Origin of the sequence: Streptomyces sp. NPDC059582, from assembly GCF_042735715.1 — a bacterium.
Lineage (GTDB): Bacteria > Actinomycetota > Actinomycetes > Streptomycetales > Streptomycetaceae > Streptomyces.
Genome location: NZ_JBHWCC010000027.1, coordinates 82,896 through 107,484, shown reverse-complemented (window position 1 = coordinate 107,484; position 24,589 = coordinate 82,896). Strand labels below are relative to the sequence as shown.

The window sequence follows — 24,589 nt, the reverse complement described above, 5'->3', positions numbered from 1 at the left end:
GCTGGCTTGTCTACTTCCGCTTGTTACGGCCGCCCTTGTGGGTGCCGTTCTCCGTACCGTTCTCGCTGTCGTACTTCTCGTACGCGTCGACGATACGGCCGACCAGCTTGTGCCGGACGACATCCTGGGACGACAGCCGGGAGAAGTGGACGTCGTCCAGCCCTTCCAGGATGTCCTGCACCTGGCGGAGCCCGGACTTCGTGCCGTTCGGAAGGTCCACCTGCGTCACGTCACCCGTGATCACTATCTTCGACTCGAAGCCGAGCCGGGTGAGGAACATCTTCATCTGCTCGGGGCTGGTGTTCTGTGCCTCGTCCAGGATGATGAAGGCGTCATTGAGCGTGCGACCGCGCATATAGGCCAGCGGTGCCACCTCTATCGTGCCCGCCGCCATCAGGCGTGGGATCGAGTCGGGGTCGAGCATGTCGTGCAGCGCGTCGTACAGGGGGCGCAGGTACGGGTCGATCTTCTCGTACAGCGTGCCGGGCAGGAAGCCGAGACGCTCGCCCGCCTCCACCGCCGGGCGGGTCAGGATGATGCGGTTGACCTGCTTGGACTGCAGGGCCTGCACCGCCTTGGCCATGGCGAGGTAGGTCTTGCCGGTGCCCGCGGGACCGATGCCGAAGACGATGGTGTGCTTGTCGATCGCGTCGACGTACCGCTTCTGGTTGAGGGTCTTGGGGCGGATCGTGCGGCCTCGCGAGGACAGGATGTTCTGCGTCAGTACCTCGGCCGGGGTCTCCTGGCCGTCACTCGTCCCGTTCTCGCTCGCCCTCAACATCGCGATCGAGCGTTCCACTGCGTCCTCCGTCATCGGCTGCCCGGTGCGGAGCACCAGCATCATCTCGTCGAACAGGCGCTGGATGAGGGCGACTTCCCGCTGGTCGCCGACGGCGCTGATCTCATTGCCCCGGACGTGGATGTCGGCCGCCGGGAAGGCCGTCTCGATCACGCGCAGGAGGGAGTCGCCTGATCCCAGTACGGTCACCATGGGGTGCTGGGCGGGGACGGTGAACTGTGCTCTCGCCTGCGGCTGTGCAGGGGTGTGAGCTGTGGGTGTCTGAGTCATGGGCCGGCGCTGTAGGCCTGCGGTTCCTCCTCGTCACGGCCGCGTAGCTGAGGGCGGCCTCGCGTTTCCAAGAGTACGACGGTGGGCTGACAACGCCGTAGGGCTTTTCGACACCGGGGCCGCGCCTGCACCGTCCGTATCTGGGCGGGCTGTGCCGGGGGGCGCCCTCGCGCGCATGCCCGGCCGCGCACACCGTCCGGGCATGCGTGCATGCCCGGGTGCTCACGCCCCGCCGGTCACGCGGACCGTCCGAAACCGATCGTCGGCACCGCTCTGCGCAGCGGCCACGGTCTGACCGGCTCCTCGTCCGGGATGAGGCCGTCCAGGAACGCGTACCGGCGCAGCGCGGCCGGATCCTGCCCCTCGACCGACTGCACCCGGCGCCACCAGGCCGCGATCTCCGCCCAGCCGGGGGCGGACAGGGAGCCGCCGAACTCCTGGACGGAGAGGGCGGCGGTGAGGCCCGCGAAGGCCAGCCGGTCGGCCAGCGGCCAGCCCGCCAGGGTGCCGGTGACGAAGCCGGCCACGAAGACGTCGCCTGCGCCGGTCGGGTCGAGGGCCTCCACGGCGATCGCCGGGACCTCGGCGCTCTCGCCGGTGCGCCGGTCCACCGCGTAGGCGCCGTCCGCACCGAGCGTGACGACGGCGAGCGGTACGTGCGCGGTGAGGGCGTGGGCGGCGGCGCGGGGGCAGCCGGCGCCGGTGTAGCGCATGGCTTCTTCCGCGTTCGGCAGGAACGCCTCGCAGTGCCGGAGGTCGGCCAGGGCCGCCAGGTCCCAGGCGCCGGTGTCGTCCCAGCCGACGTCGGCGAAGATGCGGGTGCCCTCACGGGCGGCCTGGGCGATCCAGTGGGCGCTGCGGCCCGGCGTGAGCGAGGCGACGGCGGCACGCGCGCGGGGGGCGTGCTCGGGGGCGGTCTCCTCGGGGGGCGGCTCGTGGCCGTGGGAGACCATCGTGCGCTCCCCCTCGTACGCCATGGAGACGGTGACCGAGGAGTGCCAGCCGGGGACCGTGCGGGACGGTGAGAGGTCGATGCCCTCGCCCTGTGCCAGGGCGTCCCAGCAGTACTCCCCGTAGTGGTCGTCGCCGAAGGCCGCCGCGAGGGACGTCTTCAAGCCGAGGCGGGCGAGCGCGGTCGCCATGTTGGCGACGCCTCCGGGGCTCGACCCCATGCCGCGGGCCCAGGACTCCGTCCCGCGCACCGGGGCGGAGTCGAGCCCGGTGAAGATGATGTCCAGGAACACGGTGCCCGTCAGATACACGTCCCAGGGCGGGTCGCCCGGTGCGCGCAGGGCGGACAGGGGATCGACGTGGGCGTGACGGTGCTGCGGTCCCTCTCCGGGCACGAGGCGCTCCCTGACATGGTGCGGATCTGGCCAGTGTGCACCACGGCACTGACGACACACCGCGCATCACGTCCGCCACCGGGAGGGAGTCACCGCTCGGGCCGGTCCGGGGAGCGGGTCCGGGTGGGGAGAGGCGGCGGGCGTCCGTCCAGGAAGGCGACCTCGTCCTCGGCGCGCTCCCCGGCGCGGCGGGGGGCGTTACCAGCGTGGGACGGACGGGGTGACCCAGTGCGGGTCGGCGACGCGCATCGCGGCCGCGTCGTCGCGATCGCGCAGCGCGCTGTCGGCTTCGAGCCAGCGCCGGTGGAGGAAGTCCAGGCGCTCGCGGTCGAGTTCGACGCCGAGGCCGGGGGCGTCCGAGACGGTGACCTCGCCGCCGTCGAAGGTGAGGCGCTCGGTGAGCACGTCCTCCGACTGCCAGGGGTAGTGGGAGTCGCAGGCGTGGTGGAGGTCGGCGACGGTGGCCGCGACCTGGGTCATGGCGGCCAGGCTGATGCCCAGATGGGTGTTGGAGTGCATGGAGATGCCGACGCCGAAGGTGCGGCAGATGGCGGCGAGTTGCCGGGTGTTGCGCAGGCCGCCCCAGTAGTGGTGGTCTGAGAGGACGACCTGCACGGCGCCCTTGGTGAACGCCTCCTGGATCTCGGCGAAGGTCGTCACGCACATGTTGGTGGCGAGCGGCACGTCGGTCCCGGCGGCCACCTCGGCCATGGCCGGGGTGCCGAGCGCCGGGTCCTCCAGGTACTCGAGGACGTCGCCCAGCTCCTCCGCCACCTTCAGCGAGGTCTCCACGCTCCAGGCGCCGTTGGGGTCCAGCCGGAGCGGATGCCCGGGGAACGCCTCCGCGAGGGCGCGTACGGCGGCGATCTCCTCATCCGGCGGGAAGACGCCGCCCTTGAGCTTGAAGGAGGTGAAGCCGTACCGCTCGGTGAACCGGCGGGCCTGTTCGACGATCCCGGCCGGGTCGACGGCGGCGCCCCAGTCGTCCTGTTCGCAGGCCACGCCCTCGGGGTGGTCGGCCCACTTGTAGAACAGGTACGCGCTGTACTCGACCGTGTCGCGGACCTTCCCGCCGAGCAGCGCGTGCACGGGCAGGCCGAGGGCCTTGCCGAGGGCGTCGAGGCAGGCCACCTCGAAGGCGGAGACGACGGACAGGCGCAGCTTGTCGGCGGTCTGCACGCCGCGCAGGCCGCCGACGTCGACCTGCCCGGAGACGCGGGAGCCGTCGACGGCGACCTCGTCCGCGAGGACGAACAGCGCGTTGAGGTCGCTGACCTGACGGCCGACGAGCCGGTCGGCGAAGGGCCGGGCGAGCTCCAGGTACTTGGTGTCGCCGTAGGTCTCGCCGAGTCCGGTGACCCCGTCGGCGGTGACGATCTCGACGATCAGTCGCGGGGTGTACGGCTGGTGCACGCCCTGGGTGTTCAGCAGCGGCGGGTCGGCCACCAGGATCGGGGTGAGTCGTACCTCGGTGATGGTCAGGTCGCGGGTCACAGCGTGGCTCCTACGAGGTCGAGTCCGGTGGTGAGCAGGGTGCGGAGCTCGGCCAGGTCGGTGGCCGAGGGGTCGGTGAGCGGGGCGCGGACGGGTCCGACGGGACGGCCGCGCAGCCGCGCCGCGGCCTTGACCAGGGACACGGCGTAGCCGGGCACCCGGTCGCGCAGTTCGACGAAGGGGACGTAGAAGTCGCGCAGCAGCCGGTGGACGGTCTTGTCGTCGCCGTCGCGCAGGGCGGCGAAGAAGGTGTCGGCGATCTCGGGCGCGAAGGCGTGGACGGCGGAGGAGTAGGCGGGGACGCCGACGGTGGCGTAGGCGCGGGCCTGGATCTCGGCGGTGGCGGCGCCGTTGAAGAAGAGGAAACCGTCGGGGGCGGCGAGGGTGAGCCGCTGGAGGCGGTCGAGGTCGCTGTGGCCGTCCTTGAGCCCGATCACGGAGGGAAGGGCGGCGACGCGCCGCAGGGAGGCGGGGGTGAAGGCGACCTGGCCGCGCTGGTAGACGATGAGCGGGAGCCGGGTGCGGGCCGCGATCTGTTCGAGCTGGGCGACGAGGCCGTCCTGCGGGGCCGCGACGAGGTAGTGCGGCAGGACGAGCAGGGCGTCGGCGCCCGCTTCCTCGGCGATCCGGGCGAACCGGACGGCCTGGGCCCAGCCGTAGCCGATCCCGGCGACGACGGGCGTGCGGCCGGCCGCCTCCTCGACGGCGAGGGTGACGACCTGGCGGTACTCGTCCTCGTCGAGCGAGAAGAACTCGCCGGTGCCGCAGGCGGGGAAGAGGGCACCGGGTCCGGCCGCGAGCTGGGTCGCGAGATGGGCGCGGAATCCGTCGGGGTCGAGGGAGCCGTCCTCGTGGAAGCTGGTCAGCGGGAAGGACAGCACGCCGCGCGCCATCCCCGTCTCCAGCCGTCGGGTCACGTCCGCGGCCTCCGTACCGGTGTCGGGACTCACCGTCAGTCATCTCCCTATGTGGACGTTATCTACGTATGGAGATGGAGGTTAGATAGGCGAACGAGGGCAGTCAATGGTCCCGGCTGTGACCGGCCGGGCCGGATTACCATCGGCGCATGTCGGAGACAGGGGGCGTGCGCGAGGTGAAGTCCGCGGCGCGGACGGTCGAGCTGCTGGAACTGCTCGCGGCGCGCGGCGACCGGCCGGCCCGGCTCCAGGAACTGGCGGACGCGCTCGGGGTGCCACGCAGCTCGATGTACGCGCTGCTCCAGACGCTGATCTCACGCGGCTGGGTCCGCACCGACGACACCGGCTCGCTCTACGGCATCGGCATCCACGCCCTGCTCACCGGCACCAGCTATCTCGACTCCGACCCGCGCGTCCGGCTCGTCCACCCCTACCTCGACGAGGCCTCGGAGGCGCTCGGCGAGACGATCCACCTCGGGCGGCTGGACGGCCGTGACGTGGCCTATCTGGCGACGCGCGAGTCGCACGAATACCTGCGCACCATCAGCCGGGTGGGACGTCGGCTGCCCGCGCACGTGGGCGCGCTCGGCAAGGCGCTGCTGGCGGAACGGCCCGACGGGGATCTCCCCGAGGGCCCCTACGAGGCCCTCACCCCGCACACCCGCACGACCCGCGACTCGCTGGCCGCCGACCTCGCCGAGGTGCGGGCCCGCGGCTACTCCGTCGACCGCGAGGAGGGCGTCCTGGGCATCACCGGCTTCGGCTTCGCCCTGCGTTACGACGTGCCCGCACAGGACGCGATCAGCTGCTCGGTGCCGGTGGCCCGGCTCACGCCGGAGCACGAGGAGCGGATCGTCGCGGTGATGCGGGAGACCCGGGCGAAGATCGAGACGGTGGTGCCGGGAGCGGGCGCGCGAGGCGCGGTGAGCTGGCGGTAGCCGCCCCCTCCACCCCGTCGCGGGCGGCTCCTCATACCCGGCCTCCCCCGCCCCAAACACAACGTGGTCCACATCACACCCCCCACCCTTCTGCTCGAACCGCGTGCTTGATACAAATTGCCCGCGCGTTCCTGTCCGTCGACGGTCGGCGCCCAACCCCCCTTTCTTGAGCCGCCCCCTTCGCATGCCCCGGGAACGCCCGTGTTCGCCCCTCGCACCACTCCCTGGCCCCTCGTCGCCCTTTTCACGGCCGGGTACCTCGCCCCGTATCTGCTGCCCACCACCGTCGGCAGGCTGGACTCGGGGCTGCCGCTGTCGGCCACCCAGGCGGGAGCCGTCGGCAGTGCCCTGCTGCTGAGTTCGGCGGCGGCCGGTTTCGTCCTCGCGTCCCGCGTGGAGCGGATCGGGGCACGCCGGCTGGCTCGCGTCGGCATCGTCCTCGCCGTGCTCGGCTACGGCGGCGCCGCCCTCACCGGTGCCGTACCGGCCGTCGTCCTCGGCGCGCTGGTGGGTGGGTTCGGCTCCGGTACGGTCACCGCGGTCGCCGCGACCCGGATCGCCGCCGAACGCGACCCGCACCGTGCCTCGACACTCGGGCTGCTCGGTGTCTCCGCGCTCGCGGGCGTCGTCTATCTGACGGTGCCGCACCTCGGTCCCGGGCACGGGCAGCCGCTGGCCGCGATCGCCCTGACCGCGCTCGCCGTCTGGCCCCTGACGGGCCGCCTCCCGGGCCGTACGGTCCCACAGCCGGCCCGACGCGAACGGGTCCGGCTCCCCCACCTCCGCGCCGGGCTCGTCCTGGCCGCGGCCATGCCCTGCTGGTCCCTCGTCCAGAACTCCCTGTGGGGGGTCAGCGGCCGGATCGGGCTGACCCAGGCGCACCTCACCGAGGCCACCGTCGGTGTCGTCTTCGCCGTCGCGCTGGGGACCGGGCTGCTCGGGGTCCTGGGCGCGGGGGCGCTCGGGCCCCGGCTCGGGCGGGCGCTGCCGATCGGGGCGGGCACCGCGCTGATCGCCGGCTGTGTCGTGGTCAGCGCGTCAGCGACCGACCTGACGACCTTCGCGACGGGCGAGATCGCCTGGAACGCGGTCTACCCGGTCGTGCTCTCGTACCTCATCGGCCTCGCCGCCTCCCTGGACCCGCGCGGCCGCTGGGCGGTGCTCGTCGGGTCGGCGTCCTCGCTGGGCACGGCGGCCGGTCCGCTGACCGGGAGTCTGCTGTCGGCGCGGGCCGGGTTCCCCGGCATGGGGGCGGTTCTCGCCGTCGGGCTGCTCGCCGTCGCCGTGCCGATGACCGCGGTCGCCCTGCACACCGCCGGGCGCCCGCTGCTGCCGAGCGCGGTCCGGCGGCGGGGCGGCGTCACCCTGCCCGTCGTCGAGGTGACGGTGGACTCCCTCGCCGTTCCCGCCCGGGGCGCCTACGACACGGCCGCCGAGGCGCCGCGGGAGGGCTCGGTGACCGGCGCGCGGGAACGCGGGACCTACGAGAACGTGTACGCCTCCACCTCGGCGAGGTAGCGCGCCCGCAGCTCCTCGTCGTCCTCCAGGAAGGAGGCGAGGAAGGAGTTGCGGGCCAGTTCGCGCAGCCGGTCCTCGGTCAGGCCGAGGGCGGAGCGCACGGCGTCGAAGTTGTCGCCCGCGTAGCCGCCGAAGTAGGCGGGGTCGTCGGAGTTGACCGTGCAGAGCAGGCCGGCGTCCAGCATGGCGGGCAGCGGATGGTCCGTGAGGACGTCCACCGTGCGCAGCCGGACGTTCGACAGGGGGCACAGGGTCAGCGGGACGCGCTCGCGCACCAGCCGCTCGACCAGCTCCGGGTCCTCCATGCAGCGCAGGCCGTGGTCGACGCGCTCGACGCCGAGCACGTCCAGGGCCTCGGTGATGTACTGCGGCGGGCCCTCCTCACCGGCGTGCGCCACGCGCCGCAGCCCGAGAGCGGCGGCGGCCTCGTACACCTCGCGGAACTTCACCGGCGGGTGGCCGACCTCGGCCGAGTCCAGGCCGACGCCCGTGATCCGGTCCAGGTACGGCTTGGCCGCCTCCAGGGTCTCCAGGGCCGACTCGGCGGAGTCGTCGCGCAGGAAGCACAGGATCAGCCGGGTGGAGACGCCGTGGTTCTCCGCACTGCGGCCGAGCGCACGCCACAGCCCCTCGACGACCGTGCCCATCGCCAGCCCCCGGGCGAGGTGCGCCTGCGGGTCGAAGAAGATCTCCGCGTGCCGCACGCCCTGCGCGGCGGCGCGGGCCAGGTAGGCGTTGGCCAGGTCCTCGAAGTCCCGCTCGGTGCGCAGCACGGCCATGAGCTCGTAGTACAGGTTCAGAAAGGACTGGAGATCATCGAACCGGTACGCCGTGCGGAGCTCCTCCTCGTCGGCGTACGGCAGGGTGACCCCGTTGCGCGCGGCGAGCGCGAACGCCAGCTCAGGTTCGAGGGTGCCTTCGATATGGAGGTGCAGTTCAGCTTTGGGGAGGGGCATCGAAGTATCGTACGGGTGTTTTACCGTCGTTTCGGAACCGGTACTCGCAGCAGATCGTGCGCGACGGTCAGCTCTCCCTCGAAGCCGGCCGCCCGTGCCTGCCGTTCGAACTCGTCGGGATCGTCGTAGCGCTGGCTGAAGTGCGTGAGCACGAGGTGCCGTACGCCCGTCTCGCGCGCGACCCGGGCCGCCTGCCCTGCGGTCAGGTGGCCGTGCTCGACGGCGAGGTCGGTGTCCTCGTCGAGGAAGGTCGACTCGATGACGAGCAGGTCGCAGCCCTCGGCCAGCGCGTACACGCCGTCGCACAGCCGGGTGTCCATGACGAACGCGAACCGCTGGCCGCGCCGCGCCTCGCTGACGTCGTCCAGCGTGACGGCTCCGATCGCGGCCTCCCGCTGGATCCGGCCCACGTCCGGGCCCTTGATCCCGTGGGCCGCGAGCCGCTCGGGCAGCATCCGGCGGCCGTCGGGCTCGACGAGCCGGTAGCCGTACGACTCGACGGGATGCGACAGCTTCCGCGCCTCCAGCGTGTACGACGGGGTCACGGCGAGGTGTCCGTCGGCGTCCACCGGTGCCTCGGTGAGCCCGACCGACTCCCGGTAGGCGGTCGCGTACCGCAGCCGGTCGAAGAAGCGCTGCCCGGAGCGGGGGTAGTGCGCGGTCACCGGGTGCGGCACCCTGTCGAGGTTGATGCGCTGGATCACACCGGGCAGGCCCAGGCAGTGGTCGCCGTGGAAGTGGGTGACGCAGATCCGGTTCAGGTCGTGGGCGGCGACCCCGGCACGCAGCATCTGGCGCTGGGTGCCCTCGCCGGGATCGAAGAGGAGCCCCTCGCCGTCCCAGCGCAGCAGGTAGCCGTTGTGGTTGCGGTGCCGGGTGGGGACCTGGCTGGCGGTGCCGAGGACCACCAGTTCGCGTACGGACACGGTGGCCTATCCGGGGGGCCAGTGCATGCCGCGCCCGCCGAGGACGTGCGCGTGGGCGTGGAAGACCGTCTGGCCCGCGCCGGCACCGGTGTTGAAGACGACGCGGTAGCTGTCCAGCTTCTCCTCCTGCGCTACCGCCTTCGTCTCGCGCAGCACGTCCGCGGTCAGCGCCGGGTCGGCGGCGGCGAGCTCGGCCGCGTTCGCGTGGTGCGCCCTGGGGATCACCAGGACGTGCGTGGGCGCCTGGGGGTTGATGTCCCGGAACGCGACGGTCGTCTCCGTCTCGCGGACGATCGTCGCCGGGATCTGTCCCGCAACGATCTTGCAGAACAGGCAGTCGTCCTGCGGCTCCCCTGCCATACGTGTGCCCTCCTCGCGCGGTTGACGTCGTACCGGAGCATCGTAGCGAGCCCGGTGTGTCACTCCAGGCCCGGCAGGCTCGGCGGGGTCTTGGCGGGCGTCTCCTCCAGCGCCTCCAGCGCGATCCGGACCGCCTCCTCCAACTGGACGTCCCGGCCGGCCGCGTGGTCCTGCGGGCGCTGCACCACCTCCACGTCGGGATCCACGCCGTGGTTCTCCACGCCCCACCCGTAACCCTCCAGCCAGTAGGCGTACTTGGGCTGGGTGATGAGGGTGTCGTCGACCAGGCGGTAGCGGCTGTCGATACCGATGACACCGCCCCAGGTGCGGGTGCCGACGACCGGCCCGATGCCGAGTGCCTTGATCGCCGCGTTGACGATGTCGCCGTCGGAGCCGGAGAACTCGTTGGCGACGGCGACGACCGGGCCGCGGGGCGCGTCGCGCGGATAGCTCATGGGCCGCATGTCCCGCGGCAGGTTCCAGCCGACGATCCGCCGGGCCAGCTTCTCCACGATCAGCTGGGAGGTGTGGCCGCCCCGGTTCTCCCGGACGTCCACGACGAGGCCCTCCCGGATCACCTCGACACGCAGGTCGCGGTGGATCTGCGCCCAGCCGGGGGCCTGCATGTCGGGGATGTGCAGATAACCGAGCCGGCCGCCCGAACGCTCGTGCACGAAGGCCCGCCGGTCGGCGACCCAGGCGTGGTAGCGCAGCGGTTCCTCGTCCGCGGTCGGGACGACCACCGCGTGCCGCGGATCGCCGCCGCCGGCCGGGGAGACCGTCAGTTCCACCGCCTTGCCCGCGGTGCCGACGAGCAGCGGTCCTGGGCCGGTCACCGGGTCCACCGGATGTCCGGCGACCGCGACGATCGCGTCTCCCGCGCGCACCGCGACACCGGGCGCGGCCAGCGGGGAACGGGCCTTCGGGTCGGAGGTCTCCGAGGGCAGCACGCGGTCGATGCGCCAGGTGCCGTCCGGGTGCCGGGAGATGTCGGCGCCGAGCAGACCCTGGCGGGCACCGCGGCCGTAGCCGCCGTTCGGGGTGACGTACGCGTGCGAGGTGCCGAGTTCGCCCTGCACCTCCCACAGCAGGTCGACCAGGTCGTCGTGGGTGGCGAGGCGGTCGAGGACCGGGCGGTAGCGGTCCAGGACGCCGTCCCAGTCGGTCCCGCCCAGGTCCGGCCGCCAGAAGTTGTCCCGCATGACGCGGCCGGTCTCCTCGTACATCTGCCGCCACTCGGCCGCCGGGTCGACGGTCTGCCGCACCCGGGTGAGGTCGACGGTGATGTTGGACTCGCTGTCGTCGTCACCGGGCGCCCGCCGGTCGCTGGGGACGACCTTGAGTCGGCCGTCGGTCCACAGCAGCAGCCGCTTGCCGTCGCCGGTGACGTCGAAGTCGTCGACGTCGACGGCCAGGTGCTCGATGCGCTGCTGGGCCAGGTCGTAGCGCTCCAGCTCGGTCTTGGGGTCGGGGGCGTCGGGGGTGGCGCGGGAGGCGCCGAGGACGCCGCGCACGGGGTGTCGCAGCCACAGCACGCCGTCCTTGGCGGCGCGCAGGGTGGAGTAGCGGGCGGCCTCGACCGGGAAGGGCACGATCCGGTCGGCGAGCCCTTCGAGGTCGATCCTGGTCGCCGGGGTGCCCTCGCTGTCGGGCGTCTCGTCCTTGTCGGGGCTCTCGAAGGGGCGGCCGTGGCGCTGCGGCCCGAACGGCGACGGCGTGGTCGCGGCGAGCGTGATCAGGTGCGGCCGGGCACCCTCCACGAACGCCAGGTCGAAGACGTGCTCGTCGTAGACCGGGTCGAAGGAGCGGCTCGACAGGAAGGCGAGGTGCTTGCCATCGAGGGTGAACGCCGGGGCGTAGTCCTGGAAGCGCAGCGGCGTCGCCTCGGTCACCGACAGGTCGGTGGTGTTGGCGAGCCTGAGCTGGGTCAGCGGATACGGGCCGGGGTGCGACCAGGCGAGCCAGGCGGAGTCCGGCGAGAAGGTGAGGCCCTCCACGTCGCCGTGCTCGCTGCGGTCGACCTCGCGCACCTCGCCGGTCTCCCGCTCGACGAGCAGCAGCCGCCCGTCGTGCGCGGCGACGGCGGCGCGGCTGCCGTCGGGCGCCATGGCCAGGTCGAGGACGCGGCCGAGCCGTCCGGCGGCGATCCGGCGCGGCGTCGCGCCGGGGGCGAGGCCGGTCGAGGGCGCGAACTCCAGGGCGTCGTCGCCCTCGGCGTCCGTCACCCACACCGCCCACTCCTCGCCCTCCGTGCGGAAGGCGCGCGGCAGCCGGGCCCGTACGCCGGGCCGGGCTGCCAGCGCGCGGGCCGGTCCCGCGCGGTGGGTGACCCAGTGGACGGCGCCGCGCACCGCGACCGCGCTGCCGCGCCCGGTGTGGTCGGGGGAGGCGAAGCCGAACCAGCGGGCGGCGTTCACCGGGCGGGGCTGCCGGTCGACGCGCTGCCCGCCGAGCCGGATGTCGAGCCGGCGCGGCTCGGCCCCTTCGAGGTCGTCGAGCAACCACAGTTCACCGGCGGAGACGTACACGACCCGGCGGCCGTCGCTCGCGGCGTGCCGGGCGTAGAACCCCTCTCCCTCAGGGGTGTGCCGGCGCAGGTCGGAGCCGTCGGCGAGGGAGGAGTACAGCGCGCCGGTGCCCTCGTGGTCGCAGAGGAAGGCGATACGCTTCCCCGCCCAGACCGGGAACTCCAGGTTGCCGTCCAGCTCCTCGTGCAGCCGCGTGAACTCGCCGTCGCCGCCGCGGTCGATCCACAACTTGCCCGCCGTGCCGCCCCGGTAGCGCTTCCAGGAGGCGGCCTCGCGTCCCAGCGCGGACAGCAGCACGGTCTGCGGCCCGAACGCCACGTCACCGACGGGCCCGTACGGCAGGACGGTCGCCGGTCCGCCGTCGAGCGGGACGGCGTGCGCCCAGCTGCGGCGCAGGCTGGCCTGCCCCTGGGTGCTGGTGGCGAGGACCTCGCCGTCCGGGGTCCAGCCGCGCACCCTGGTCATCCAACTGCCCCAGTGCGTCAGCCGTTTGGCGGGGCCGCCGTCGACCGGGGCGATGTGCACCTCGGGTGCGCCGTCCCGGGTGGAGGTCCAGGCGACGGTGGTGCCGTCGGGTGAGATCCGCGGCAGCGTCACGGGCACGTTGTCGGCACTGACCCGCCAGGGCCGTCCGCCGTCGAGGGGCGCGAGCCACACATCGTCCTCGGCGGTGAAGGCGACCAACTCGCCGTGCAGGTGCGGGAAACGGAGGTACGCCGACGTGGGGGCGGAGGCAGCAGGCTGGGTCACACGATCACCCTATGCAGCGGCGCCGCCCACGGACAGAGGAACCGGACAGGGGAACGGGACGGGGGAACGGGACACGCGAGCATGCCGGGGGAACGTTCACTTGCCCTCGACGGGCCGGCACTGCGGATCGTCCACGCACCAGATGGTCCTGGTGACGGTCACCGTGGGCCGCCCCTGCTGACCCCCGGGGCCTCCGCCGACGGGCGAGGGCGTGGCGTCGCAGTCGCCGAGGCCGCTGACCCGGAACACCTCCTTGCCGCCCACCCGGGCGGTCAGGTCTCCGCGCACGCAGGCACCGTCGACGGCCCGGGTGACCTTCCCGGTGACGGTGATGTCCCGGCCGTCGTCCGTCCGGCCCTGGCAGTCGACGGTGGCGACGGTGTTCGCGCTGGCCGTGGCCGCCGTGTCGCCGAAGTCGGCGGTACAGGTCAGCCACTGCACGTCCACCTGCCGCCGCTGGAGTTCCTTCGTCGCGGTCTGGTCGGTCGTGTACGCCACCGAGGCGGAGCCCAGCCCACCCGGATCACACGCCACGACACCGGCCACGGTGGTCACCGCGAGCACCGCCACGGCCATCGCCCGCGTCCCGCGCGGGTGGGCCCAAATCCGTCTCAATACCCCCATGGACGGCAGCGTGCCACTCCTGGGCGTGCGGCGGTAGACCGCGTGCGGTCACAAGTGGACGCGGATCCACCGCGGGCGGGTGCCGCGGCACCCCGGGCGAGGCCCGTCGAGGCTTACGGCTGGGGGCTGTTCGTCGCCGTCAGCAGCGCAGCAGCAGCCACTCCTGAAGCTCCACCAGATTGCCCTCCGGGTCCTTCAGGTGGGCCACCCGCATCCGCTCGGTCATGGCGGACGGCCCGTGCAACAGGGTCGCGCCCCGGGAGACGATCCGCGCGCAGTAGGTGTCCAGGTCGTCGACGCGCAGCACCACCAGCGAACGGTGGCCCGTCGCCGGGTCGCCCAGCTCGCCCAGCACGCGCGCCATCGTCGCCCGGTCCTGGAGGGCGATGCCCGCGGCTCCGGCGGCTGGGCTGAACTTCTCGTACGGCCCGTTCGTCGCCCCCGACTGCGGTTTCAGGCCGAGGACGTCGGCGTAGAACCGGTAGCAGGCGGCGAAGTCGGTGACGAGCAGGCGGACCTGGGCGAGTTCCACGGTGTCCTCCCGGCGGTCAGGACCAGCGGCCGGTGCGGCCGAGAAGCAGGGCGGCGGCAGCGGTCCCCGCGGTGGAGGTGCGCAGCACACTGGGGCCGAGGCGGTACGGCCGCGCCCCCGCCTCCTCGAACAGCGCCAGTTCCTCGGGCGAGACCCCGCCCTCGGGCCCGACCACGAGCACGATCTCGCCCTCGGCGGGCAGTTCGGCGGCGGCCAGCGGAGCGTCACCGCTCTCGTGGAGCACGGCGGCGAAGTCGGCCCCGGCCAGCAGCGCGCCCACCTGTTTGGTCGACCGGGCGTCCGCGACCTCGGGGAACCGCACCCGCCGGGACTGCTTGCCGGCCTCGCGGGCGGTGGCCCGCCACTTGCCGAGCGCCTTGAGTCCTCGCTCGCCCTTCCACTGCGTGATGCAGCGGGAGGCAGCCCACGGCACGATCGCGTCGACTCCGACCTCGGTCATGGTCTCGACGGCGACCTCGCCCCGGTCGCCCTTGGGCAGCGCCTGTACGACGGTGATGCGGGGCTCCCGGGCCGGTTCCTCCGTCACGCCGTCCAGCTGGACGATCAGCCGGTCCTTGCCCTCGGTGTCCAGCACGACGCAGTCCGCCCAGCGCCCGGCGCCGTCGGTGAGGATCACGTCCTCCCCCGGCCGCAGCCGCTTCACCGAGACCGCGTGCCGCCCCTCGGGGCCGTCGAGGACGTACCGTCCGCCGCCGCCCGCGTCGAAGTGCTCGACCACGAACACCGGCGCGGTCATCAGGCACCCGCCGGGGGAAACACCGACAACGCCGACAATGCTGCCGTCGCCGCGTCCAGTTCGGCGGCCAGCACCTCGACCAGCTGTCCGGCGGGCAGTTCGCGGGCCATGCGGTGGCCCTGGCCCGCCCACAGAGCCATGCCCTGGGCGTCACCGGCCTTGGCGGCGGCCTTGCGCAGCGGCGAGGTGAGGTGGTGGACCTCCGGGTAGGCGGCGGGCGCGTACGGCCCGTGCTCGCGCAGGAAGCGGTTGACCAGGCCGCGGGCCGGACGTCCGGAGAAGGCCCGGGTCAGCTCCGTGCGCACGAACAGCGGGTTGGTGAGCGCCTGCTTGTGCACGGCGGCCGCGCCCGACTCGGGGGTGGCGAGGAACGCCGTGCCGAGCTGGGCCGCGGCGGCACCGGCCGCGAGCACGGCGGCGATCTGGCCGCCGCGCATGATGCCACCGGCGGCGACCAGCGGCAGGCTCACCGTCTCGCGGATCTGCGCGAGGAGCGCGAGCAGTCCGACGCCGGAGCCGTCGTGCTCCTGGAGGTCACGGTGGGTGCCCTGGTGGCCGCCCGCCTCCACGCCCTGCACGATGACCGCGTCGGCGCCCGCCCGCTCCACGGCGAGGGCCTCCTCGGCCGTGGTGGCGGTGACCAGGGTGAAGGTGCCGGACCGGCGCAGCGAGTCCAGCACGTCGCGGCTCGGGACGCCGAAGTGGAAGGACACCACCGGCACCGGGTTGTCCAGCAGCACCGCGAGCTTGGCGTCGTATCCGTCGTCCCGGCCGCTCTCCGGGTCGCCGAGTTCCGTGTCGTACCAGGCGGCCTCGCCGGCCAGCTGGTGGGCGTAGACCTCGACGGCGCCGGTCTCGGCGTACTCCGGCTGCGGCATGAAGAGATTCACGCCGAAGGGGCGGGCCGTGAGGCTCCGCAGCTCCTTGATCTCCTGGTACATGCCGTCGGCGGTCTTGTACCCGGCGGCCAGGAACCCGAGGCCGCCCGCCTCACAGACGGCGGCGGCGAGCCGCGGCACGGAGACACCGCCCGCCATGGGGGCCTGCACGATCGGACGGGCGCAGAGATCGGTCAGTGCGGAGGACATGACGGCATGTTGTCACGTCCTTCGAACAAGTCCGAATCGGGCCTTCGACGCGGCGCGGAGCTGATCTCAGCCCGTCCGGCGCTTGGGGGCGCACCGGCGTCGGTCGCGGACCGACGCCGGTTGCGGACCAGCCGTCAACGACCGTTGAAGGCGTCCTTCAGCCGGGAGAACAGCCCCTGCTGCCCCGGCTGGAACTGCCCCTGCGGGCGTTCCTCCCCGCGCAGCTTGGCCAGTTCCCGCAGCAGGCGCTCCTGCTCGGGGTCGAGCTTGTTCGGGGTCTGGACCTCGACGTGGACGATGAGGTCGCCCCGGCCGCCGCCCCTGAGGTGTGTGACGCCCCGGCCGTGCAGCGGGATCGACTGGCCGGACTGGGTGCCGGGCCGGATGTCGACCTCCTCCATGCCGTCCAGCGTCTCCAGCGGCACCTTCGTGCCGAGGGACGCCGCCGTCATCGGGAGGGTCACCGTGCAGTGCAGGTCGTCCCCACGCCGCTGGAACATCGCGTGCGGCATCTCGTGGATCTCGACGTACAGGTCTCCGGCCGGACCGCCGCCGGGCCCGACCTCGCCCTCACCGGCCAGCTGGATCCGCGTGCCGTTGTCGACACCGGCCGGGATCTTCACGGTCAGCGTCCGACGGGAGCGCACCCGGCCGTCGCCCGCGCACTCCGGGCACGGCGTCGGGACGACGGTCCCGAAGCCCTGGCACTGGGGGCAGGGGCGGGACGTCATGACCTGGCCCAGGAAGGACCGCGTGACCTGCGACACCTCGCCGCGACCGCGGCACATGTCACACGTCTGGGCACTCGTCCCCGGCGCCGCGCCCTCACCGTTGCAGGTGGAGCAGACGATCGCCGTGTCGACCTGGATGTCCTTCGTCGTGCCGAAGGCCGCCTCGTCCAGCTCGATCTCGAGCCGGATCATCGCGTCCTGGCCGCGGCGCGTGCGCGAGCGCGGTCCGCGCTGCGACGCCGTGCCGAAGAAGGCGTCCATGATGTCCGAGAAGTTGCCGAAGCCACCGGCGCCGAAACCGCCCGCGCCGGCGCCGCCGGCCTGGGAGAGCGGGTCGCCGCCGAGGTCGTAGACCTGCTTCTTCTGCGGGTCCGACAACACCTCGTAAGCGGCGTTGATCTCCTTGAACCGCTCCTGGGTCTTCGGATCGGGGTTGACGTCCGGATGCAGCTCGCGCGCGAGCCGCCGGAAGGCCTTCTTGATCTCTTCCTGCGACGCGTCGCGGCGCACGCCGAGAACGGCGTAGTAGTCCGTGGCCACCTACGACTCCGCCAGGATCTGTCCGACGTACCGTGCCACTGCGCGTACCGCTCCCATCGTTCCCGGGTAATCCATGCGGGTCGGTCCCACCACACCGAGCTTGGCGACCGCCTCGTTGCCCGAACCGTAGCCGACCGAGACCACGGAAGTGGAGTTGAGTCCCTCATAGGCGTTCTCGTGACCGATGCGTACGGTCATGCCCGAATCCCCCGCCTCGCCAAGCAACTTCAGGAGCACGACCTGCTCCTCCAGCGCCTCGAGCACCGGGCGGATCGTGAGAGGGAAGTCATGTCCGAAGCGGGTCAGATTGGCGGTGCCGCCGATCATCAGCCGCTCCTCGTTCTCCTCGACGAGCGTCTCCAGCAGGGTGGAGAGCACCGTCGAGACCGTGCCGCGGTCCTCCGCCTCGAAGGCGTCCGGCAGGTCCTCCAGCAGCCGCGGCACGTCCGCGAACCGGCGCCCCGCGACCCTGCTGTTCAGCCGGGCCCGCAGATCCGCCAGGGAGGTGTCGCCGAACGGCGCCGGGCAGTCGACCACCCGCTGCTCGACCCGGCCGGTGTCGGTGATCAGCACCAGCATCACGCGCGCCGGGGCCAGCGACAGCAGCTCCACGTGCCGCACCGTGGAGCGGGTCAGCGACGGATACTGCACGACGGCGACCTGCCGCGTCAGCTGCGCGAGCAGCCGCACGGTGCGGGCCACCACGTCGTCGAGGTCGACGGCCCCGTCGAGGAAGTTCTGGATCGCGCGCCGCTCGGGGGCCGTCATCGGTTTCACGCCCGCGAGCTTGTCCACGAACAGCCGGTAGCCCTTGTCGGTGGGGATGCGCCCGGCGCTGGTGTGCGGCTGGGCGATGTACCCCTCGTCCTCCAGGGCCGCCATGTCGTTGCGCACGGTGGCCGGCGAGACGCCGAGGCTGTGCCGCTCGGTGAGCGCCTTGGAGCCCACCGGCTCCTCGGTGCCGACGTAGTCCTGGACGATGGCGCGCAGCACCTGGAGCCTGCGTTCGCTCAGCATCTCGCGCACACCTCCAGCATGTCGTCGCCTCGGCTGTCTTCCTGGCACTCTGTCCGTGCGAGTGCCAGCGTTCCCCGAGCCAGTGTACGGCCGTGGGGTACGCCCCGGGCAAGGCCGGGCCTGCGAAGTCGTGGCGGGCCCGCTCCTACCGCTAGCGTCGCCGCATGACGGTGACTTGGGAAGAGCTGGGGTGGGAGCGGCTGGCCGAGGGGGTCGGCCGGTGCCGTCTGCCGGTGTGGGACTGCACGGTGGGGCTGGTCGTGGGGGCCGGTTCCGCGGTGCTGGTCGACGCCGGTTCGAGCCTGGCGGAGGGTGCCCGGCTGCGGGAGCAGGCGGAGGCGATCGCCGGGTGCCGTGTGCGCTTTCTCGCACTCACCCACCCGCACTTCGACCACGTCTTCGGGGCGGCGGCGTTCGCGGACGCAACGGTTCTGGCGGCGGCGGGCGCGGACGCGGACGCCGTCGCGGGCGACGCCTTCGGGGACGGGCGCGAGGAGATGCGCGCGGACGCGGTGCGCAACGGTCTCGACGCCACGGCCGCGCGGGAGGCGGCCGACGCCCTCGTACGGCCGCACCGCGGCGTCCGGGGCCGTCTGAGCCTGGAACCGGCCGGCGGCCCGCGGGTCGTGCTGGCCGACGTGGGCCCGGGGCACTCCGCGCGGGACCTCGCGGTCGTGGTGCCGGGCGACCCGGCGGTGGTGTTCTGCGGCGACCTCGTCGAGGAGTCCGGCGCACCGCAGGCGGGCCCCGACGCCGTACCGTCGCGCTGGCCCGCGGCGCTGGACCGGCTGCTGGCACTGGGCGGCGAGGACGCGCTGTACGTGCCCGGTCACGGGGCGGTGGTGGACGCGGCCTTCGTACGGGCGCAGCGGGACGCGCTCGCGGAGCGTTTCGGCGTGTCGTGAGCCCTCGCCGACGGCTTCTCCTATCGTCATCCGAATGCGCCAGTACTCACCCGACCTGACTCCGCCGTGGAAGAAGCCCAAGCCGGTGCCGGAGGTCCCCGCCGAGCCCGGTCTGGTGGTCGAGGAGCCCGGGACGGGCTTCTGCGGGGCGGTGATCCGCTGCGAGGCGGGCACGGTGACGCTGGAGGACCGCTTCGGCAAGCACCGGGTTTTCCCGCTGGAGCCGCGGGGCTTCCTCCTGGAGGGCAGGGTGGTGACGCTGGTCCGGCCGGCCGCGGGCGGGCCGCCGCGCCCCACCCGTACGGCGTCCGGCTCGGTCGCCGTGCCCGGCGCACGGGCCCGGGTGGCCCGCGCCGGGCGCATCTACGTGGAGGGCCGGCACGACGCCGAGCTGGTCGAGAAGGTGTGGGGCGACGACCTGCGCATCGAGGGCGTGGTCGTGGAGTACCTGGAGGGCGTCGACGACCTGCCGTCGATCGTGGCGGACTTCTCCCCCGGCCCGGACGCCCGTCTGGGCGTGCTGGTGGACCACCTGGTGCCGGGCTCCAAGGAGTCCCGGATCGCCGCCTCGGTCACGAGCGAGCACGCACTGGTGGTGGGCCACCCGTACATCGACATCTGGGAGGCGGTGAAGCCGTCGTCGCTGGGCATCGAGGCCTGGCCCCGGATCCCGCACGGGCAGGACTGGAAGACCGGCGTGTGCCGGGCGCTGGGGTGGCCGGAGAACACGGGTGCGGCGTGGCAGGCGATCCTGTCACGCGTGCGGTCGTACAAGGATCTGGAGCCGGCGCTGCTGGGGCGGGTCGAGGAACTGATCGACTTCGTGACGGTCTGACGGGTCCGGCGGGTCCGACGGCGGGCCGGCCGCGGGCGCACCCGGCCCAGGAGGCCCCGCACCAGCGCCTCAGTCCGCCGAGCCCCGCGCCACCGCCTCAGTCCACCAACCCCCGCGGCCGGCGGCTCAGTCCACCAGGTCTCGCACCACCGCGTCGGCCAGCAGGCGCCCGCGCAGGGTGAGGACCGCGTGCCCCGCCTCGTACGGCTCCGGCTGCAACAGCCCGTCCGACAGGGCCCGTCGCGCGGCCGTGCGGCCGGCCTCGTGGAGCAGGTCCAGCGGTACGCCCTCCCGCAGCCGCAGCTCCAGCAGGATCCGCTCCACCCGCCGGTCCTCGTCGGAGAGGATCTCCCGCCCGGCGCCCGGTGAGCGGCCGCCCGCCAGCGCCGCCGCGTACGCACCCGGGTGCTTCACGTTCCACCAGCGCACCCCGCCGACGTGGCTGTGCGCGCCGGGGCCCGCGCCCCACCAGTCGGCTCCGCGCCAGTACAGCTCGTTGTGCAGGCAGCGGCCCGCCTCGGAGGTCGCCCAGTTCGACACCTCGTACCAGCCGAAGCCCGCCGCCGACAGCGCCTCGTCCGCGATCAGGTACCGGTCGGCGTGGACGTCGTCGTCCGTCATGGGGACCTCCCCGCGCCGGATACGGCGGGCGAGCTGGGTGCCCTCCTCGACGATCAGGGCGTACGCGCTGATGTGGTCGGGGCCGGCGCCCAGCGCCGCGTCCAGCGACGCCCGCCAGTCGTCGTCCGACTCGCCGGGTGTGCCGTAGATCAGGTCCAGGTTGACGTGTGCGAAGCCCGCCGCCCGCGCCTCGGCGACACACGCCTCCGGGCGGCCGGGGGTGTGGGTGCGGTCGAGGATCTTCAGGACGTGCTGCCTGGCGCTCTGCATGCCGAAGGAGATCCGGTTGAAGCCTCCGTGCCGGAGGGTGGCGAGGTAGGCGGGGTCCACCGACTCCGGGTTCGCCTCCGTCGTGATCTCGGCGTCCGCCGCCAGCCCGAACTCGTCGCGGATCGCGCCCAGCATCCGGACGAGATCGTCCGCGGCCAGCAGGGTGGGCGTGCCGCCGCCGACGAAGACCGTGCGGACCTCGCGCGGGTCGTCGCCGAGGACCTTGCGGGCCAGGCGGATCTCGTCGATCAGGGTGTCGGCGTAGTTCTCGCGGGAGGCGAGGACGCCGCCGGTGCCACGCAGCTCGGTCGCGGTGTAGGTGTTGAAGTCGCAGTAGCCGCAGCGGGTCGCGCAGTAGGGGACGTGCAGGTAGAACCCGAGGGGGCGGTCGGCGGCTCCGGCGAGCGCGGACGCGGGGAGCGCGCCGTCACCGGGGACGGGCTCGCCGTCGGGGAGTGCGGAAGGCATGTCCCCCATTGTCCAGCACGCTCGGAAGATCCCCGGTCCCACGGGTTCGGCGGGCCCCCGCTCCCCCACGATGTCCGAAGGCCACGCCGTCCGCGGGCGGCCCTCGCGACTGTGGCGGACCTCGCCGCTGCGGCCGCTCCTCGCCGCCGTACGGCCGCGCGATCCGCCGCGCGGGCCCCCGGCCAGGCGGATCGCGGCCCCGCACGTGCGCCCCCGCTCCCAGCCCCGTACGACCGTGACCGCGCAGCCGCGGCGGGACGCCCCGTGGCTAGTGCCGCAGCAGGCGACGTTCGCCCCGTCGCGACGCCCGGCACGCCCCCTCGCGACGCCCGGCACGCCCCCTCGCCGCACCGGACGCCGCTCCTTCACGGGCCAACGTTGCCCGCCACGGCACTAGTCCGCCTGGAGTACCAGCAGGGCCAGGTCGTCCTCCGGTGGCCGGCCGCCGAACTCGTGGACCAGGCGCCTGATGCGCTCGGCGATCAGTTCGGCGTCGAGGCCGGCGCAGCCGGCGAACGCGGTGGCGAGGCCGTCGCCGTCATCGAACTGGCGCGGACCGCAGCGCCGCTCGGTCACCCCGTCCGTGACGCAGAGCAGGCTGTCGCCGGGGCGCAGCTCGAAGGTGTCGCTGGTGTACGTCTCGTCCTCGACGACCCCGAGGAGGGTCTGCGGCCGGGCGACCGTACGGACAGCGCCGTCGGGGTCGAGGAGCAGCGGCAGCGGGTGTCCGGCGGAGGCGAGGGTGCAGCGGACACCGCCGTCGAAGGGGGCGAGCTCGCCGTAGAGCAGGGAGAGGAACCGGGTCTGCGGGCCGTCGCCCGGGCCGGCGGGGCCCACGAGGGCGCGGGCGGCGGCGTCGGCGGCCTCCGTGGCGTCGTCGAGGAGGAGCTGGTTGAGCCGGTCGAGGACGTCGGCGACGCGGTAGCCCTCCCGGGCCAGCAGCCGCAGCCAGGGCCGGGCGAGGCCGATCACGACGGCCGCCTCGGGGCCCTTGCCCTGGACGTCGCCGACGGCGAAGCACCAGCGGCCGTCACCGGCCGGGAAGAGGTCGTAGAAGTCGCCGCTGGGGCCGCCCTTGTCGCAGGGCTCGTAGACGAGGGCGCTGCGCACCCCGGGGATCTCGGCGACGGCGCCGGGCAGCAGTCCGCGCTGGAGGACGGCACTGATGGTGGCCTGGCGGGCGTACTGGCGGGCGGCGCCGATGGCCAGCGCCACCCGGCGGCTGAGGTCCTCCACCAGCCCGGTGACCTCGTCGGGGAAGCGGGCCAGTCCGGCCCGCCCGATGACCAGGGTGCCCAGCGGGCGCCCGCCGGCGACCAGGCGGTAGGCGAGCGCCGTACCGTGCGCTCCCCGCGACCCGCGCGCGACGCTCCCGCCCGGCGCCACCCCCGGCCAGGGAAACGGCACGGGCCCGGAACGTATCGCGTCCGGCGGTCGTGGCGGGTCCTTCTCCAGGGCTCTGCGCAGCTCCTCGATGACGTTCTCGCTGCCGTGCCAGACCCGGGCCAGCCGTGGCCCGGCGCCCGCCGCGTCGCCCCAGCCGCCCCGGCCGGTGGCCTCGTCCTCCAGCCACACCGCGCACCAGTCGGCCAGTCGCGGCACGATCAGCTGGCCGGTGAGCGCGGCGACCAGGTCCTCGTCGAGCTGGCCCGCGAGCAGGTCGGAGGCCTCGGCGAGGAAGGACAGGGCGCCGCGGCCCAGCCAGTCCCGGTCCCGGTCGCCGCGATGGGGCTCGGGGGCGAGGATCTCGGCCACACCCAGCGCGAACGCCGGGGCGCGCTCGGGGTCGTACGCCTGCGGGTCCTCGTCCGGCTCGGCGGGCAGCCGTGCCCACACCGTCTTGGTGCCCCGGCGGTAGGTGACGCCCCAGGCCTCGGCGAGGGTGGCCACCAGGCGCAGGCCGCGCCCGTACTCCGGTGTCTCGTACGGGGGTTCGGCAGCGCCGTCGCGGGGGGCGCGTGAGGGGTGCTGGTCGGAGACCTCCACGACAACGGCGCCCGTCGGCTCCTCCAGACGGCACACCAGCCCGATGTCGGTGCCCGCGTGGACGACGGCGTTGGTGACGAGCTCGCTGACGACGAGCGTGACGTCGTCGGCCAGGAGGTCGGTGAGGTGGGCGGTGCCGGGCAGGCCGCGGGCGGCCCACTCGTCGAGCGCGGCGCGCACGAGGGCGCGGGCGGAGCCGGGCGCGAGGGAGCTTCCGGACAGGGTCGCGCGCACCTGCGCACGCTCCGGCGCGCACACGTCGGAGGCACCGGAAGCTTCGGAGGCAAGGGGAAGGGTCTCCCGTTGCGTCGGAATGGCCCCCATGGACAGCTCCCCGAACGGTTCGGACGATTACGCCTCGGTCGATGCCGACAGAGTGACAGACTGACCACGCCCATAAGCGCCGAGTTACCGAAGTGGGCCGCCATGAGTGAGAACAGTGCTACGCGTGTGCTCGAAGACGGACAGAAACCTGACCAAGTCCGAGCATCCGAACTGCGCCCGCTGCTCGCCGCGATGACCGCGGCACGGGACGGCGACTTCACCAAGGTGCCGGAGTCCGGCCAGGGGATGGTCGCCGAACTCATCGCGAACTTCAACCAGATCATGGATCGCAGCACGCACTTCAACTCCGAGGTGCAGCGTGTCAAGAGGGAGCTCGTCCGGCACGGCCGGCTCGACGAGAGGGTGTCGGCGAGCCCGGGTCCGGGCGCCTGGACGTCCCGGGTGAACGACGTGAACCAGGTGCTCGACGCCCTGGTGGCGCCGGCCGCGAACGCCACGCGGGTGCTGGACGCGGTGGCCGGCGGCGATCTGACGCAGCGGGTCGACCTGCACGACGGCAGCCGGCAGTTGCGCGGTGACCTGCGCCGGCTGGGCCGGACCGTGAACAAGATGGTCGACCAGTTGTCGCTGTTCACCGGCGAGGTGACCCGGGTGGCCCGCGAGGTCGGCACCGAGGGCCGGCTCGGCGGCCGGGCCAAGGTGCAGGGCCTGTCGGGAAGCTGGCGGGACGTGACCGAGGCGGTCAACACGATGGCGTCCCGGCTGACCGCCCAGGTGCGCGACATCGCCCTGGTGACCACGGCGGTGGCCCGCGGCGACCTGACCCGCACGGTCACCGTCGAGGCGACCGGCGAGCTGCTCGAACTGAAGCTGACCGTGAACACGATGGTCGACCAGCTCTCCGCGTTCGCCGACGAGGTCACCCGGGTGGCCCGCGAGGTCGGCACCGAGGGCCAGTTGGGCGGCCGGGCCCAGGTGCGGGGCGTCAGCGGGGTCTGGAAGGACCTCACCGACAACGTCAACTTCATGGCCTCGAACCTGACCTCGCAGGTCCGCAACATCGCCCAGGTGACCACGGCGGTGGCCAACGGCGACCTGAGCCAGAAGATCACCGTCGACGCGAAGGGC

21 protein-coding genes are annotated in these 24,589 nt (G+C 73.3%); 5 read left to right on the top strand and 16 right to left on the bottom strand.

What is annotated here, in order from left to right; genetic code table 11:
* Positions 1 to 10: 10 nt before the first annotated feature.
* The 4 genes from ACFV0T_RS23220 to ACFV0T_RS23205 all read right to left on the bottom strand — a co-directional run bounded on the left by ACFV0T_RS23220 (position 11) and on the right by ACFV0T_RS23205 (position 4,802).
* On the bottom strand, positions 11 to 1,069 hold the full coding sequence (locus ACFV0T_RS23220; protein WP_385782174.1) for a PhoH family protein: 1,059 nt from the start codon (positions 1,067 to 1,069) through the stop codon (positions 11 to 13).
* Between the two features lie 236 nt (positions 1,070 to 1,305).
* Entirely contained in the window at positions 1,306 to 2,415 is a 1,110-nt protein-coding gene (locus ACFV0T_RS23215) for a carbohydrate kinase family protein (protein WP_385782171.1), read from the bottom strand.
* A 198-nt stretch (positions 2,416 to 2,613) separates the two neighbouring features.
* Entirely contained in the window at positions 2,614 to 3,909 is a 1,296-nt protein-coding gene (locus ACFV0T_RS23210) for a glucarate dehydratase family protein (protein WP_385782168.1), read from the bottom strand.
* Positions 3,906 to 4,802 (bottom strand): 5-dehydro-4-deoxyglucarate dehydratase, encoded by an 897-nt coding sequence (locus ACFV0T_RS23205; RefSeq protein ID WP_385782241.1) that lies wholly within the window; start codon positions 4,800 to 4,802, stop codon positions 3,906 to 3,908. The genes ACFV0T_RS23210 and ACFV0T_RS23205 overlap by 4 nt, the downstream gene beginning before the upstream one ends.
* 173 nt (positions 4,803 to 4,975) lie before the next feature.
* Here ACFV0T_RS23205 and ACFV0T_RS23200 point away from each other — a divergent pair, with 173 nt between their 5' ends.
* Together ACFV0T_RS23200 and ACFV0T_RS23195 are read left to right on the top strand one after the other, a co-directional pair.
* Positions 4,976 to 5,764, top strand: coding sequence for an IclR family transcriptional regulator (locus ACFV0T_RS23200; RefSeq protein WP_385782164.1), 789 nt, complete (start codon positions 4,976 to 4,978; stop codon positions 5,762 to 5,764).
* A 201-nt stretch (positions 5,765 to 5,965) separates the two neighbouring features.
* Positions 5,966 to 7,282 carry an MFS transporter gene (locus tag ACFV0T_RS23195; RefSeq protein ID WP_385782161.1) on the top strand — a complete coding sequence of 439 codons (1,317 nt, stop codon included), beginning with the start codon at positions 5,966 to 5,968 and terminating at the stop codon, positions 7,280 to 7,282.
* On the opposite strand, the gene ACFV0T_RS23190 is transcribed toward ACFV0T_RS23195, so the two are convergent.
* The 10 genes from ACFV0T_RS23190 to hrcA form a co-directional block, all read right to left on the bottom strand.
* Entirely contained in the window at positions 7,246 to 8,238 is a 993-nt protein-coding gene (locus ACFV0T_RS23190) for an adenosine deaminase (protein ID WP_385782158.1), read from the bottom strand. The two genes, ACFV0T_RS23195 and ACFV0T_RS23190, sit on opposite strands and share 37 nt — an antisense overlap.
* 20 nt (positions 8,239 to 8,258) lie before the next feature.
* Positions 8,259 to 9,164 (bottom strand): ribonuclease Z, encoded by a 906-nt coding sequence (locus ACFV0T_RS23185; protein WP_385782155.1) that lies wholly within the window; start codon positions 9,162 to 9,164, stop codon positions 8,259 to 8,261.
* Between the two features lie 6 nt (positions 9,165 to 9,170).
* A complete protein-coding gene (locus ACFV0T_RS23180; RefSeq protein WP_385782152.1) occupies positions 9,171 to 9,524 on the bottom strand; it encodes a histidine triad nucleotide-binding protein in 354 nt (117 codons plus the stop codon).
* A gap of 59 nt (positions 9,525 to 9,583) precedes the next feature.
* The gene (locus ACFV0T_RS23175) at positions 9,584 to 12,802 is read right to left on the bottom strand and encodes a S41 family peptidase (RefSeq protein ID WP_385782149.1); all 3,219 of its coding nucleotides are present in this window, start codon (positions 12,800 to 12,802) and stop codon (positions 9,584 to 9,586) included.
* A gap of 96 nt (positions 12,803 to 12,898) precedes the next feature.
* Positions 12,899 to 13,426, bottom strand: a complete 528-nt coding sequence (locus tag ACFV0T_RS23170) for a hypothetical protein (protein WP_385782146.1) — start codon at positions 13,424 to 13,426, stop codon at positions 12,899 to 12,901.
* 139 nt (positions 13,427 to 13,565) lie between these two features.
* Positions 13,566 to 13,958: a VOC family protein gene (locus tag ACFV0T_RS23165; RefSeq protein ID WP_385782143.1), complete on the bottom strand. Its 393-nt coding sequence runs from the start codon at positions 13,956 to 13,958 to the stop codon at positions 13,566 to 13,568.
* Positions 13,959 to 13,974: 16 nt separating this feature from the next.
* Positions 13,975 to 14,715 (bottom strand): 16S rRNA (uracil(1498)-N(3))-methyltransferase, encoded by a 741-nt coding sequence (locus ACFV0T_RS23160; RefSeq protein ID WP_385782140.1) that lies wholly within the window; start codon positions 14,713 to 14,715, stop codon positions 13,975 to 13,977.
* Positions 14,715 to 15,803, bottom strand: a complete 1,089-nt coding sequence (locus tag ACFV0T_RS23155; protein ID WP_385782137.1) for a nitronate monooxygenase — start codon at positions 15,801 to 15,803, stop codon at positions 14,715 to 14,717. The genes ACFV0T_RS23160 and ACFV0T_RS23155 overlap by 1 nt, the downstream gene beginning before the upstream one ends.
* Before the next feature lie 134 nt (positions 15,804 to 15,937).
* Entirely contained in the window at positions 15,938 to 17,074 is a 1,137-nt protein-coding gene (gene dnaJ, locus ACFV0T_RS23150) for a molecular chaperone DnaJ (protein WP_385782135.1), read from the bottom strand.
* A complete protein-coding gene (gene hrcA / locus ACFV0T_RS23145) occupies positions 17,075 to 18,091 on the bottom strand; it encodes a heat-inducible transcriptional repressor HrcA (protein WP_385782237.1) in 1,017 nt (338 codons plus the stop codon). It abuts the gene before it with no gap.
* Between the two features lie 164 nt (positions 18,092 to 18,255).
* Here hrcA and ACFV0T_RS23140 point away from each other — a divergent pair, with 164 nt between their 5' ends.
* Together ACFV0T_RS23140 and ACFV0T_RS23135 are read left to right on the top strand one after the other, a co-directional pair.
* Positions 18,256 to 18,996, top strand: a complete 741-nt coding sequence (locus tag ACFV0T_RS23140; protein WP_385782132.1) for an MBL fold metallo-hydrolase — start codon at positions 18,256 to 18,258, stop codon at positions 18,994 to 18,996.
* A 34-nt stretch (positions 18,997 to 19,030) separates the two neighbouring features.
* Complete coding sequence (locus ACFV0T_RS23135) at positions 19,031 to 19,831, top strand: DUF3097 domain-containing protein (protein ID WP_385782129.1); 801 nt, start codon at positions 19,031 to 19,033, stop codon at positions 19,829 to 19,831.
* A gap of 126 nt (positions 19,832 to 19,957) precedes the next feature.
* Here the strand turns inward: ACFV0T_RS23135 and hemW are convergent, their stop codons facing one another.
* Together hemW and ACFV0T_RS23125 are read right to left on the bottom strand one after the other, a co-directional pair.
* The gene (gene hemW / locus ACFV0T_RS23130) at positions 19,958 to 21,190 is read right to left on the bottom strand and encodes a radical SAM family heme chaperone HemW (protein WP_385782127.1); all 1,233 of its coding nucleotides are present in this window, start codon (positions 21,188 to 21,190) and stop codon (positions 19,958 to 19,960) included.
* A gap of 393 nt (positions 21,191 to 21,583) precedes the next feature.
* On the bottom strand, positions 21,584 to 23,500 hold the full coding sequence (locus ACFV0T_RS23125; RefSeq protein ID WP_385782126.1) for a SpoIIE family protein phosphatase: 1,917 nt from the start codon (positions 23,498 to 23,500) through the stop codon (positions 21,584 to 21,586).
* Positions 23,501 to 23,602: 102 nt separating this feature from the next.
* Here ACFV0T_RS23125 and ACFV0T_RS23120 point away from each other — a divergent pair.
* On the top strand, positions 23,603 to 24,589 hold a 987-nt coding region (locus ACFV0T_RS23120), incomplete at its 3' end, for a HAMP domain-containing protein (RefSeq protein ID WP_385782123.1).

Coding starts and splice junctions, on each gene's coding strand:
- ACFV0T_RS23200 (WP_385782164.1), top strand. CDS start 4,976: ATGTCGGAGACAGGGGGCGTGCGCGAGGTGAAGTCCGCGGCGCGGACG.
- ACFV0T_RS23140 (WP_385782132.1), top strand. CDS start 18,256: ATGACGGTGACTTGGGAAGAGCTGGGGTGGGAGCGGCTGGCCGAGGGG.
- ACFV0T_RS23205 (WP_385782241.1), bottom strand. CDS start 4,802: ATGGCGCGCGGCGTGCTGTCCTTCCCGCTGACCAGCTTCCACGAGGAC.
- ACFV0T_RS23155 (WP_385782137.1), bottom strand. CDS start 15,803: ATGTCCTCCGCACTGACCGATCTCTGCGCCCGTCCGATCGTGCAGGCC.
- ACFV0T_RS23125 (WP_385782126.1), bottom strand. CDS start 23,500: ATGGGGGCCATTCCGACGCAACGGGAGACCCTTCCCCTTGCCTCCGAA.
- hemW (WP_385782127.1), bottom strand. CDS start 21,190: ATGCCTTCCGCACTCCCCGACGGCGAGCCCGTCCCCGGTGACGGCGCG.
- ACFV0T_RS23220 (WP_385782174.1), bottom strand. CDS start 1,069: ATGACTCAGACACCCACAGCTCACACCCCTGCACAGCCGCAGGCGAGA.
- ACFV0T_RS23190 (WP_385782158.1), bottom strand. CDS start 8,238: ATGCCCCTCCCCAAAGCTGAACTGCACCTCCATATCGAAGGCACCCTC.
- ACFV0T_RS23160 (WP_385782140.1), bottom strand. CDS start 14,715: ATGACCGCGCCGGTGTTCGTGGTCGAGCACTTCGACGCGGGCGGCGGC.
- ACFV0T_RS23180 (WP_385782152.1), bottom strand. CDS start 9,524: ATGGCAGGGGAGCCGCAGGACGACTGCCTGTTCTGCAAGATCGTTGCG.
- hrcA (WP_385782237.1), bottom strand. CDS start 18,091: ATGCTGAGCGAACGCAGGCTCCAGGTGCTGCGCGCCATCGTCCAGGAC.
- ACFV0T_RS23135 (WP_385782129.1), top strand. CDS start 19,031: ATGCGCCAGTACTCACCCGACCTGACTCCGCCGTGGAAGAAGCCCAAG.
- ACFV0T_RS23170 (WP_385782146.1), bottom strand. CDS start 13,426: ATGGGGGTATTGAGACGGATTTGGGCCCACCCGCGCGGGACGCGGGCG.